We start from the raw sequence: 12,174 nt of genomic DNA, 5'->3' as shown, positions 1-12,174 counted from the left end.
GCTGCGGCGCTGTTACGCTGCTCAGTCGTCTTCGTCCGCGCTGATCTCGGGGAACAGCACTTCGGTGAAGCCGAACTGCGTGAAATCGCGCACCCGCATCGGATAAAGCTTGCCGACCAGGTGGTCGCATTCATGCTGCACCACCCGTGCATGAAAGCCATCGACCGTGCGGTCGATGGGGTCGCCATACGGGTCGAACCCGGTGTATCGGATGCGCGCCCACCGGGGCACCTTGCCGCGCAGGCCGGGCACCGACAGGCAGCCCTCCCAGTCTTCTTCTTCCTCATCGCCCAGCGGCGTGATCACCGGGTTGAGCAGCACCGTGGGCGGCACCACGGGGCGGTCCGGATAGCGGGGGTTGCGGTCGTTGGAGCCGAAGATCACCAGCTGCAGGTCCACCCCGATCTGCGGCGCGGCCAGGCCCGCGCCGTTGACGGCGCGCATGGTGTCGAACATGTCGCGCACCAGCAGGTGCAGTGCGTCGGTGTCGAACTCGGTGACAGGCTGGGCGATGCGCAGCAGGCGCGGGTCGCCCATCTTGAGGATGGTGTGAACGGTCATGGTGGGGATCGTGAAGAAATGATGGATCGGACCTGGTGGGGCGCAGCATAGCGCGGCGGCATACCGCGCGCTGAAAGAGCCGCCACCGGCCAGCACGGGGCGACAATAAGCCCCATGGCCACCACGCCCAGAGACCCAGACCACGTTGACGCCAACCCCCATGCCGCTACCGACGGCCCGCCACTGCGCCCGCTGCCGTGGCCCGTGCGGTGGCTGCTGCTGGCGTTTGCCGTGCTGTGCCTGGTGATGGGCATCATCGGGGTGATCGTTCCGGGCCTGCCGACCACCGTGTTCATCCTGATGGCCGCATGGGCGGCGGCGCGCAGCTCTCCGCGGCTGTACCAGTGGCTGTGGAACCACCGGCTCTTCGGGCCGCTGCTGCGCAACTGGGCCCAGGGCGGCAAGGTCAGCCGCCGCGCCAAATGGAGTGCGGCCATCTTCATGACGGCCAGTGCCGCCGTGCTGTGGATGGGCGGGGCACGGACCTGGGTCGCTGCGGTGGCGTCGGCCTGCATGGCGTGCGTGCTGGTGTGGCTGTGGCTGCGCCCCGAACCCTGATGTGCGGCAGAGGGCTGACCTGCCCCGGCACGCATCGCGTATGCAGGCCGCACATTGCGTGCCGCGAGTTTTCAGATCGCTATTTTTGTGTATATAATCTAAGTCTTGTTCCTCGATAGCTCAGTCGGTAGAGCGCCGGACTGTTAATCCGTAGGTCCCTGGTTCGAGCCCAGGTCGAGGAGCCAAGAATTTTGCAGGCCCTGCATGTGTACGCGGGGCCTTTCAATTAGTCAGTTGCAAGTCATACCGAACATTCCTCGATAGCTCAGTCGGTAGAGCGCCGGACTGTTAATCCGTAGGTCCCTGGTTCGAGCCCAGGTCGAGGAGCCATACTAAGCCCACCGTGCACAGCATGGTGGGCTTTTTTATTGCCCGGCCATCTCGTCTGCATGCGCTGGTGCCCCGGCGACACAATATGCCGGACAATGGCCATGATCCTGCCACTGCCCGCTTGACCCATGCCCCCGCAATTGCCCTGGCTGGAGCCCGAAGACCCCCTACCCCACCCTGACCAGGCGTGGGGTGCGGACGACCCTGCCCCCGGCCTGCTGGCCGCGGGTGGCGTGCTGGATGTCGCACATCTCCAGGCGGCATACGGCCAAGCCACCTTTCCCTGGTACGGCCCGGGGCAACCCATCCTGTGGTGGGCGCCCGACCCGCGCATGGTGCTGCATGTGGACGAGTTCAAGCTGCACCGGTCCCTGCGCAGAACGCTGCAGGCGTTTCGCGCCAATCCGCGTGCCGAGATCCGCATCGACCACGCATTTGACGCCGTGATCACGGCCTGCGCGACCAAAGAGCGCGACGGCCAGGCCGGCACCTGGATCGTGCCGGAAATGATGGACGCCTACACCCGCCTGCACGAGGCCGGCCACGCGCACAGCGTGGAGACCTGGGTCGATGGCCGGCTGGTGGGCGGGCTCTATTGCGTGGCCCTGGGACAGGCCGTGTTCGGCGAATCCATGTTTGCGCACGCCACCGATGCCTCCAAGATCGCGCTGTCGGCCCTGGTGGCACTGTGCCGCCACCACGGCGTGCAGCTCATCGACTGCCAGCAGAACACCCGCCACCTGGCGTCCCTGGGTGGCCGCGAAATCGACCGGCGCACCTTCGTCGAACACGTGCAGCAAGCCCAGCGTTTGCCCGCACCCGCATGGAGATTCGACCCCGTATACTGGACCGAGCTGCTGCCCTCCACAGTCTTTACGGCATGACGCAACTCAACGACCTTCCGCTGCAGACCCTGCAGTTCTACGCGACGGCCCCGTATCCCTGCAGCTATCTGCCGGACCGGCAGGCACGCTCGCAGGTCGCCACGCCCAGCCATTTGATCCAGAGCGATGTCTATTCAGACTTGGTCGCGAAGGGTTTCCGCCGCAGCGGCATGTTCACTTACCGCCCCTACTGCGACGGCTGCCAGGCCTGCACGCCGCTGCGCGTGCTGGTGAATGAATTCAAGCCCGACCGCAGCCAGCGGCGGTCCGTGGCCCGCCACGGCAACCTGCAGGCGCGGGTGCTGCGACTGTGCTTCGTACCGGAGCACTACCAGCTGTACCTGCGCTACCAGAACGGCCGCCATTCAGGCGGCGGCATGGACCACGACAGCATCGACCAGTACACGCAGTTCCTGCTGCAAAGCCGGGTGAATTCACGGCTGGTGGAGTTCCGCGAGCTGGATGCGCACGGCGAGCCGGGCGCGCTCAAGATGGTGTCCATCCTGGACGTGCTGGACGACGGCCTGTCGGCGGTGTACACCTTCTACGAACCCGAGCCGCACTGCAGCTACGGCACCTACAACGTGATGTGGCAGATCGCGCAGGCGAAGTCCCTCGACCTGCCCCACGTCTATCTGGGCTACTGGATCGAAGCCAGCCCCAAGATGAACTACAAAGCGCGCTTTCACCCCCACGAACTGCGCACCGACGGGCAGTGGCTGCGCACCGGCGACACCGTCACTCCCAACCCCTGACAGCGCGTTTGCATTTCACAAGATAAAATGCGGCGGTCGCCACAGCACCGCCGCCATGAAAAAAAACGATCCGAGCATTCCTATCAAACCCAGCGTTCAGGTCCTTGAGCGCATGTTCACGCTGATCGATGTGCTGGCTTCGCGCGAGGAAGCCATTTCCCTCAAGGAAATCAGCGAGAAGACAGGTCTGCACCCGTCCACCACCCACCGGATCCTGAACGACCTCACGATCGGGCGGTTTGTGGACCGGCCGGAATCGGGCAGCTACCGCCTGGGCATGCGCTTGCTGGAGCTGGGCAACCTGGTCAAGGCGCGCCTCAGTGTGCGCGACGCGGCGCTGACACCCATGCGCAACCTGCACAAGCTGATTCAGCAGCCGGTGAACCTGAGCATGCGCCAGGGCGATGAGATCGTGTACGTGGAGCGCGCCTACAGCGAGCGCTCCGGCATGCAGGTGGTGCGCGCCATCGGCGGGCGGGCCCCGCTGCACCTGACTTCCACCGGCAAGCTCTTTCTGGCACTGGACGACCCGCAGCGCGTGCGCGCTTACGCCACCCGCACAGGCTTGGCAGGCCACACGCGCAACAGCATCACGCAGCTACCCTTACTGGAACGCGAGCTGGCCAAGGCGCGGCAGTACGGCATGGCGCGCGACAACGAAGAGCTGGAGTTGGGCGTGCGCTGCATGGCAGCGGGCGTGTACGACGACCAAGGCAAGCTTGTGGCGGGCCTGTCCATCTCGGCCCCGGCAGACAGGCTGGACGAAGGCTGGCTGCCCAAGCTGCAGGCGACGGCCAAGGAGATATCACACGCGCTTGGGCACACCGCCAGCGCGGAGCTGACCGCCGACGCTGCGGCACGCGGCACAGGGCTGGGCTGACGGCACCGGAGCCAGCCAAGGCGCCACATCCTGTGTTTGATCCGCAGACAGCCGCGATGCAACTGCTGTGCTGTGCTGCCCTGTTCTGGGGCCGTGCTGCGGTCTGAAGCCGTCACAGACTTATCCAGCAAAAAGGCCGACCTGTGTTGCCACAGTCGGCCTTTGTTCATGTTGCGCATCCCGCAGGGTTCAGCACATTAGCTGGACATCGCAAAGGCAGCTCGCACGTCGCGCCTGCCCACCCGCCCACCCTCGACCCTGCTTACTTCACAGCAGGAATCGCGGCGCGGGCCTGCAGCGGTGCAGCCAGTGACGAAGGCAGGGTTTCAACCCAATGCCGCACACGCTCTGCGTCTCCCAGGCGGCTGAATTTACCTGCCGAGTCCAGGAACACCATGATCAGCTTGCGGCCAGAGATCTGGGTCTGCATCACCAGGCAACGGCCTGCCTCCGAGATGTAGCCGGTCTTCTGCAAGCCGATGTCCCACGTGGGGTTCTTCACCAGGCCGTTAGTGTTGTTGTATTGCAGCGTGCGCTGGCCTACCGCCACTTCGTAGCCGGGCGAAGTGGACAGTTCGCGCAACAGCGGGTCGCCATGCGCGACGTTGACCAAGGTGGCCAGGTCGCGGGCGCTGGACTGATTGCGGCTCGACAGGCCGGTAGGCTCCACATACCGCGTGTCGGTCATGCCCAGCAGCTTGGCTTTGGCATTCATCTGCGTCACGAAAACCTCCAGCCCACCAGGGTAGGTGCGGCCCAGGGCATGCGCCGCGCGGTTCTCGCTGGACATGAGCGCTAGGTGCAGCATCTCGCCGCGCGTGAGCGTGGCACCCACCACCAGGCGCGACCGGCTGCCCTTTTCGGTGTCCACGTCGTCCTGGGTGATGGTGATGGGCTCTTCCATCGGCAGCTTGGCCTGCGAAATGATCATGCCCGTCATCAGCTTGGTCAGCGAGGCGATGGGCAGCACGGCGTGGTCGTTCTTGGACAGCAGCACTTCGTGCGTATCTTGATCGATGACGAGGGCCACGCTGGACTTCAGGTCGAGCGGGTCATTGACCTCGTGAAGCCCGGCGATCTGGCCAAAGGAAGGCTTGGCCGGAATGAAAGCGACACGGGTGGCGGCCTTGGAAGTCTTGGCAGACACACGCACGGGCTTGGTGGCCGTGGCGGCCTTGCGTGGCGCAACGGCCCGCTTGGCGCTGGCGCTGGACGCGCTGGTCTGTTGTTTCTTGACGGAAGCTTTCTTGCGTTCCTGGGCATGCGCGACAGGCGCAGCCAACGCCGCGCTCACGACGACAAAGCCCAAAAGCTGTAAGAAACGGTTCACTGCAGCGCGGCGGAGATGGTGCATCCAAATGCTCCAAACGGTAAAAAGTGTTGAGCAGTGTACTAAATCAAAAAAAGTCGCGCAAGATCAATACCTTGCGCGACTTTCCGAGAAAGTGAATGAAATTATAAATTCACGGATCAACCTTGTGCTGCCACCCGATCAGCTTTACTTTGTAACTTGTTCAGCGCGCTCAGGTAGGCCTTCGCAGACGCCACGACGATGTCCGGGTCAGCCCCCACACCGTTGACCACCCGGCCGCTGTTTTGCAGGCGCACCGTGACCTCGCCCTGGCTCTCTGTGGAGCCGCTGATCGCATTGACGGAGTACAGCACCATCTCGGCCCCGCTCTTGACGTGCGACTCGATCGCCTTGAGCGATGCGTCGACGGGGCCATTGCCGTCGGACTTGCCCTGCACTTCCCTGCCTTCGACCGTAAAAACGATGGTGGCCTGGGGACGCTCGCCGGTTTCGCTGTGCTGCGACAGCGACACGAAACCGTACTGCTCCTTCTCGCTGGTCACGCTTTCATCGCTGACCAGCGCCAGGATGTCCTCGTCGAAGATCTCGCTCTTGCGGTCTGCCAGTTCCTTGAACTTGGCGAAGGCGCCGTTGATCTCGGTTTCGCTGTCGAGCTGAACGCCCAGCTCCTGCAGGCGCTGCTTGAAGGCGTTGCGGCCGCTGAGCTTGCCCAGCACGATCTTGTTGGCCGACCAGCCCACGTCCTCGGCACGCATGATCTCGTAGGTGTCGCGGGCCTTGAGCACGCCGTCCTGGTGGATGCCGCTGGCGTGCGCAAACGCATTCGCCCCCACCACCGCCTTGTTGGGCTGGATCACGAAGCCGGTGGTCTGGCTGACCATGCGGCTGGCAGCCACGATGTGCTTGGCGTCGATGTTCAGGTCGAGGTCGAAATAATCGCGGCGTGTCTTGATCGCCATGACGACTTCTTCCAGCGAGCAATTGCCGGCACGCTCGCCCAGGCCGTTGATGGTGCATTCGACCTGGCGTGCGCCGCCGATCTTCACGCCGGCCAGCGAGTTGGCCACCGCCATGCCCAGGTCGTTGTGGCAGTGCACAGACCAGATGGCCTTGTCGCTGTTGGGCACGCGCTCGCGCAGCGTCTTGATGAAGTTGCCATACAGCTCAGGGATGGCGTAGCCCACGGTGTCGGGCACGTTGATGGTGGTGGCGCCTTCTGCGATCACGGCTTCGAGCACGCGGCACAAAAAGTCCGGGTCGCTGCGGTAGCCGTCTTCCGGGCTGAACTCGATGTCGGCCACCAGGTTGCGCGCAAAGCGCACCGACTGCTTGGCCTGCTCGAGCACCTGCTCGGGCGTCATGCGCAGCTTCTTTTCCATGTGCAGCGCGCTGGTGGCGATGAACGTGTGGATGCGCGCGCTGTTGGCGCCCTTGAGCGCCTCGGCCGCCCGCGAGATGTCGCGGTCGTTGGCCCGCGAAAGCGAACAGATGGTCGAGTCCTTGATCGCATTGGCAATGCTCTGCACCGCTTCGAAATCACCGTTGGAGCTGGCCGCGAAACCGGCTTCGATCACATCCACCTTCAGGCGCTCGAGCTGGCGCGCGATGCGCAGCTTCTCGTCCTTGGTCATCGAGGCGCCGGGGGACTGCTCCCCATCGCGCAAGGTGGTGTCGAAAATGATCAGTTTGTCAGCCATGTCGTTCTCCTGGTATCGGTGGGTGGGGTCCCGCAACGTCAAAAATCTGGCGCCCAAAGCAAAAGGCCCGTTGCGGGTGCATACGGGCCTTTGAAGAAAAAGTGTGCGCGTGCGCCTACTGTCTCCGCCCGTGGGGAGGTAGCAGTAGAGCCAGGGCAAACGTGTTCATGCAGCGCAATGTAGCACAACTGCGCTGGCGCGGCAGTGCTCACTTGTGCAGCCCGCGCTCATCCGGTTCGTCGGTGGAAGTGCTGATCACGCTGCTGTGCTGCCCCTTGGCCTTGCGCCAGGCATACACTCCGTAACCGCTAAGGCCGTACAGAACGAATACACCGAACAACACGCTGGGCGGGTGGATGTTGATGACGGCAATGCCCAGCGCAATCAGCACGATGGCGGCAAAAGGCACGCTCTTTTTCATCTGCACATCCTTGAAGCTGTAGAACGGCACGTTGGTCACCATGGTGAGGCCCGAGTACAGCGTGAAGGCAAACATGATCCAGGTGATCTGCGACCAGGTGAGCCACCCGTCCTCGCCAGGGTGCACACCCAGCTCGGTCATAAGCCAGATGAAGCCGGCCACCAGCGCGGCAGCGGCAGGCGACGGCAGCCCCTGGAAGTAGCGCTTGTCGACCACGCTGGTGTTGACGTTGAACCGTGCCAGGCGCAGCGCCGCGCAGGCGCAGTACACAAAAGCGGCAATCCAGCCCCAGCGGCCCAGGCCCTGCAGGGACCACTCGTAAGCGATCAAGGCTGGTGCCGCGCCGAAAGACACCATGTCGGACAGCGAGTCCATCTGCTCACCGAAGGCACTCTGGGTGTTGGTCATGCGGGCCACGCGCCCGTCCAGGCTGTCGAGCACCATGGCGCAGAACACGCCGATCGCTGCCTGGTCGAACCGCCCGTTCATGGCCATCACGACGGAATAGAAACCACCGAACAATGCCGCCAGTGTGAACAGGTTGGGCAGGATGTAGATGCCCTTGCGCCGTTTGCGCACCATCACCTCCGGGTTCTCGGCAGACTCGTTGCCATCATGCATTCCATTGTCCTCCAGCGCTTGCCTGTCGTGCGCAAGCTGCTATTAAATTTATAGTTTTTCAGCCTGGTTCCGGGGAACGGACAGAGCGCTGCATGCGCAAAAGGCGAAGGCAGCAGTGTAGCGCCTGCCAGTGGAGCACCCCACGGGCGCGGCAGCACTGCAGAGGGTTTGGCGTCATCAAAATCAACGCGCCCTGCCCTGCAACGGCCCCAGCAACGAAAAAGGCCACCGAAGTGGCCTTGTGAATCCATCCCCGCAGGGAAAGAATCAGTTGCGGGTCTGGTCGACCAGCTTGTTCTTGGCGATCCAGGGCATCATGGCGCGCAGCTTGCCGCCCACCACTTCGATGCTGTGGTCGGCGGTGTTGCGGCGGCGGGCCGTCATCGATGGGTAGTTCAGGCGGCCTTCCTGGATGAACATCTTGGCGTATTCGCCGTTCTGGATGCGCTTGAGCGCGTTGCGCATGGCCTTGCGCGACTCTTCGTTGATCACCTCAGGGCCGGTCACGTACTCGCCGTATTCGGCGTTGTTCGAGATCGAGTAGTTCATGTTGGCAATGCCGCCTTCGTAGATCAGGTCCACGATGAGCTTGAGTTCGTGCAGGCATTCGAAGTAGGCCATTTCAGGGGCGTAGCCGGCTTCGACCAGGGTTTCGTAACCCATCTTGATCAGCTCGACGGCACCGCCGCACAGCACGGCCTGTTCGCCGAACAGGTCGGTCTCGGTTTCTTCCTTGAAGTTGGTCTCGATGATGCCGGCCTTGCCGCCGCCGTTGGCAGCAGCGTAGCTCAGGGCCAGGTCACGGGCCTTGCCGGACTTGTCCTGGTGCACGGCGACCAGGTGGGGCACGCCGCCACCTTGCGTGTAGGTGTTGCGCACGGTATGGCCAGGGGCCTTGGGAGCGACCATCCACACGTCCAGGTCAGCGCGGGGCACGACCTGGTTGTAGTGCACGTTGAAACCGTGGGCGAAGGCCAGCGATGCGCCTTGCTTGATGTTGGGTTCCACGTTGTTCTTGTAGACGGCTGCGATGTCTTCGTCAGGCAGCAGGATCATGACCACGTCGGCAGCCTTAACCGCGTCGTTGACTTCCAGCACGTTCAGGCCGGCCTTGCCGACCTTGTCCCACGATGCACCGCCCTTGCGCAGGCCGACCACGACCTTCACGCCGCTGTCGTTCAGGTTTTGTGCGTGGGCATGGCCCTGCGAGCCGTAGCCGATGATGGCCACGGTCTTGCCCTTGATCAGGCTCAGGTCGGTGTCTTTGTCGTAGAAAACTTTCATGGGTCGCTCCGGTAAAAATACGTTGTCAGGGTGGAAAAAACGGTGAATTGTCTTACATAGGACTTGGATGCGGCCGGATGGCTAGGCGGGGAGCCGCAGACAGTGCTTTGGCACGGCAAGGTTCCCCAACGACGCTAGCCGGTCGAAGGCAGATCCGTCACACGCGAAGAATTCGTTCGCCGCGGCCGATGCCGCTGGCACCGGTACGGACGGTTTCGAGAATGGCCGTGCGGTCGATGGCCTGCAGGAACGCGTCGTTCTTGGACTGGTCGCCGGTGAGCTCGATGGTGTAGCTCTTTTCGGTCACGTCGATGATGCGGCCGCGGAAGATGTCGGCCATGCGCTTCATCTCCTCGCGCTCCTTGCCCACCGCCCGCACCTTCACCATCATGAGCTCGCGCTCGGTGTAGGCGCCTTCGGTCAGGTCGACCACCTTGACCACTTCGATGAGGCGGTTCAGGTGCTTGGTGATCTGTTCGATCACGTCGTCGGAGCCCGTCGTCTGGATGGTCATGCGCGACAGCGATGGATCCTCGGTGGGCGCCACGGTGAGCGATTCGATGTTGTAGCCACGGGCGGAAAACAGGCCGACGACGCGCGACAGCGCACCGGGTTCGTTTTCCAGCAGGACGGCAATGATGTGTTTCATGATGAAGACATTCCTCTTTTCGCTGCCCTCCCCTGCGCACGGTAATACGCAGGCTCGGCAGACAATAGATTCGTCGAAGTGAAGCTATCGAAGTGATAGCAGGAGATTGGCCCACAGCCACGGCAGGACCGTCGCTGGAGGCCGCGGCGGGAGCCGAAGGCCTGTGTTTACAGGTCCTCGGAACCCAGCAGCATTTCAGTGATGCCCTTGCCGGCCTGCACCATCGGGAACACGTTCTCGGTGGGGTCGGTGCGGAAGTCCAGGAACACGGTGCGGTCCTTGAGCTTGCGGGCCTCGCGCAGCGCGGGCTCCACATCACCAGGCTTCTCGATCAGCAGGCCGACGTGGCCGTAGGCTTCGGCCAGCTTCACGAAGTTGGGCAGCGCGTCCATGTAGCTGTGGCTGTAGCGGCCGGAGTATTCGATCTCTTGCCACTGGCGCACCATGCCCAGGTAACGGTTGTTCAGCGAGCAGATCTTGATCGGCGTGTTGTACTGCAGGCAGGTCGACAGCTCCTGAATGTTCATCTGCACCGAGCCTTCGCCGGTGATGCAGAACACTTCGGAGTCAGGCTTGGCCAGCTTGATGCCCATGGCGTAGGGAATGCCCACACCCATGGTGCCCAGACCGCCAGAGTTGATCCAGCGGCGCGGCTCGTCGAAGCGGTAGTACTGCGCGGCCCACATCTGGTGCTGGCCCACGTCCGACGTGATGTAGGTGTCCGCGTCCTTGGTCATGTTCCACAGCGTTTCGACCACGTACTGCGGCTTGATCACGTCGCCGCTGCCCATGCTGTACTTGAGGCAATCGCGCTTGCGCCAGCCTTCGATGGTGTCCCACCAGGCCGCCAACGCACCTGCATCTGGCTTGGTGCTGCTCTCGCGGATCATGGAGATCAGCTCGGTGAGCACGTCCTTCACGTCGCCGACGATCGGCACGTCGACCTTCACGCGCTTGGAGATGCTCGACGGGTCGATGTCGACGTGGATGATCTTGCGGTCGTTCTGGGCAAAGTGCTTGGGGTTGCCGATCACGCGGTCGTCAAAACGCGCGCCGACGGCCAGCAGCACATCGCAGTTCTGCATGGCGTTGTTGGCTTCGATGGTGCCGTGCATGCCCAGCATGCCCAGGAACTTGCGGTCCGACGCCGGATAGGCGCCCAGGCCCATCAGCGTGTTGGTGACTGGGTAGCCCAGCATGTCCACCAGCGTGCGCAGCTCGTTGGTGGCGTTGCCCAGCAGCACGCCGCCGCCGGTGTAGATGTAGGGGCGCTTGGCCGCCAACAGCAGTTGCAGCGCCTTGCGGATCTGGCCACCATGGCCCTTCTTGACCGGGTTGTACGAGCGCATTTCCACCGATTGTGGATAGCCGCTGTACGGCACCTTCTTGAAGGAAACGTCTTTGGGCACGTCCACCACCACGGGGCCGGGGCGGCCGGTGCGTGCGATGTGGAAGGCCTTCTTCATCGTCGCGGCCAGGTCGCGCGGGTCCTTGACGAGGAAGTTGTGCTTGACGATGGGGCGGGTAATACCGACGGTGTCGCACTCCTGGAAGGCATCGAGCCCGATGGCGGGCGTGGGCACCTGGCCGGAGATGATCACCATGGGGATCGAATCCATGTACGCCGTGGCGATGCCGGTGACGGCATTGGTGAGGCCCGGGCCTGACGTGACCAGCGCGACGCCGACTTCGCCCGTCGCACGGGCATAGCCGTCAGCGGCATGGACGGCAGCCTGTTCGTGCCGCACCAGCACGTGCTGGATGGTGTCTTGCTTGTACAGCGCGTCGTAGATGTAGAGTACCGCGCCACCGGGGTAGCCCCAGATGTACTGGACGTTCTCGGCCTGCAGCGACTTGATGAGGATCTCGGACCCCATGAGGTCTTGCGAAGCCAGTGCCGAAGAAGCAGAGGAAGAGGGGGAAGTGTTGCCCTGCGAAGCAGCGGCAGCTGACGAGAGTTCAGCCTTGGAGATTTCCATGATCGATCAACCTTTGTGAATTTCTCTGACGAAAAACCTTGGGTGCCCCTTGCACGCGCTCTTGTGAAGCCAGCTTGGAACTTGAGGCCAAGGACATGAGCGTGGATGATTGCCGCGCCGGACCGTGACCCGTTTGCCTTTTGAATTGCAGCGGCGATTATCGCACTGCAACACATGTAAAACCGCCGGTCGCCAAAAAAATCACCAGCCGGTGCGATAATGGGGGGCTTACCGTGTCGCATA

General features: G+C 63.1%; 11 protein-coding genes and 2 tRNA genes. 6 read left to right on the top strand and 7 right to left on the bottom strand.

What is annotated here, in order from left to right; genetic code table 11:
- Positions 1-21 precede the first annotated feature (21 nt).
- Positions 22-561, bottom strand: coding sequence for a peptide deformylase (def, locus tag ACSQ3N_RS10500; RefSeq protein WP_056421319.1), 540 nt, complete (start codon positions 559-561; stop codon positions 22-24).
- A gap of 114 nt (positions 562-675) precedes the next feature.
- Between def and ACSQ3N_RS10495 the strand changes: the two genes are divergently transcribed.
- The 6 genes from ACSQ3N_RS10495 to ACSQ3N_RS10470 all read left to right on the top strand — a co-directional run bounded on the left by ACSQ3N_RS10495 (position 676) and on the right by ACSQ3N_RS10470 (position 3,968).
- A complete protein-coding gene (locus tag ACSQ3N_RS10495) occupies positions 676-1,119 on the top strand; it encodes a YbaN family protein (protein WP_436146192.1) in 444 nt (147 codons plus the stop codon).
- A 109-nt stretch (positions 1,120-1,228) separates the two neighbouring features.
- A tRNA-Asn gene (locus ACSQ3N_RS10490) sits at positions 1,229-1,304 on the top strand.
- Between the two features lie 69 nt (positions 1,305-1,373).
- Positions 1,374-1,449, top strand: a tRNA-Asn gene (locus tag ACSQ3N_RS10485).
- Between the two features lie 128 nt (positions 1,450-1,577).
- Entirely contained in the window at positions 1,578-2,333 is a 756-nt protein-coding gene (gene aat / locus ACSQ3N_RS10480) for a leucyl/phenylalanyl-tRNA--protein transferase (RefSeq protein ID WP_056168025.1), read from the top strand.
- The gene (locus ACSQ3N_RS10475) at positions 2,330-3,088 is read left to right on the top strand and encodes an arginyltransferase (RefSeq protein ID WP_056168021.1); all 759 of its coding nucleotides are present in this window, start codon (positions 2,330-2,332) and stop codon (positions 3,086-3,088) included. The genes aat and ACSQ3N_RS10475 overlap by 4 nt, the downstream gene beginning before the upstream one ends.
- A 55-nt stretch (positions 3,089-3,143) precedes the next feature.
- Positions 3,144-3,968: an IclR family transcriptional regulator gene (locus ACSQ3N_RS10470; protein WP_436146191.1), complete on the top strand. Its 825-nt coding sequence runs from the start codon at positions 3,144-3,146 to the stop codon at positions 3,966-3,968.
- Between the two features lie 262 nt (positions 3,969-4,230).
- On the opposite strand, the gene pbpG is transcribed toward ACSQ3N_RS10470, so the two are convergent.
- The 6 genes from pbpG to ACSQ3N_RS10440 form a co-directional block, all read right to left on the bottom strand.
- Positions 4,231-5,322, bottom strand: coding sequence for a D-alanyl-D-alanine endopeptidase (pbpG, locus tag ACSQ3N_RS10465; protein WP_056168016.1), 1,092 nt, complete (start codon positions 5,320-5,322; stop codon positions 4,231-4,233).
- Between the two features lie 116 nt (positions 5,323-5,438).
- Positions 5,439-6,977, bottom strand: a complete 1,539-nt coding sequence (locus tag ACSQ3N_RS10460) for a 2-isopropylmalate synthase (protein ID WP_056169201.1) — start codon at positions 6,975-6,977, stop codon at positions 5,439-5,441.
- A 208-nt stretch (positions 6,978-7,185) separates the two neighbouring features.
- Positions 7,186-8,019, bottom strand: coding sequence for a CDP-diacylglycerol--serine O-phosphatidyltransferase (pssA, locus tag ACSQ3N_RS10455; protein WP_056168013.1), 834 nt, complete (start codon positions 8,017-8,019; stop codon positions 7,186-7,188).
- Positions 8,020-8,286: 267 nt separating this feature from the next.
- Positions 8,287-9,303 carry a ketol-acid reductoisomerase gene (ilvC, locus tag ACSQ3N_RS10450; protein ID WP_056168011.1) on the bottom strand — a complete coding sequence of 339 codons (1,017 nt, stop codon included), beginning with the start codon at positions 9,301-9,303 and terminating at the stop codon, positions 8,287-8,289.
- A gap of 157 nt (positions 9,304-9,460) precedes the next feature.
- Positions 9,461-9,952 carry an acetolactate synthase small subunit gene (ilvN, locus tag ACSQ3N_RS10445; protein ID WP_007857867.1) on the bottom strand — a complete coding sequence of 164 codons (492 nt, stop codon included), beginning with the start codon at positions 9,950-9,952 and terminating at the stop codon, positions 9,461-9,463.
- A 167-nt stretch (positions 9,953-10,119) separates the two neighbouring features.
- Positions 10,120-11,931, bottom strand: a complete 1,812-nt coding sequence (locus ACSQ3N_RS10440; protein ID WP_056168009.1) for an acetolactate synthase 3 catalytic subunit — start codon at positions 11,929-11,931, stop codon at positions 10,120-10,122.
- Positions 11,932-12,174 lie beyond the last annotated feature (243 nt).

It is taken from the genome of Acidovorax sp. LjRoot194 (assembly GCF_964253015.1).
In the GTDB taxonomy this organism is placed as follows: domain Bacteria; phylum Pseudomonadota; class Gammaproteobacteria; order Burkholderiales; family Burkholderiaceae_C; genus Acidovorax.
This window is presented reverse-complemented; position numbering and strand designations above follow the sequence as displayed.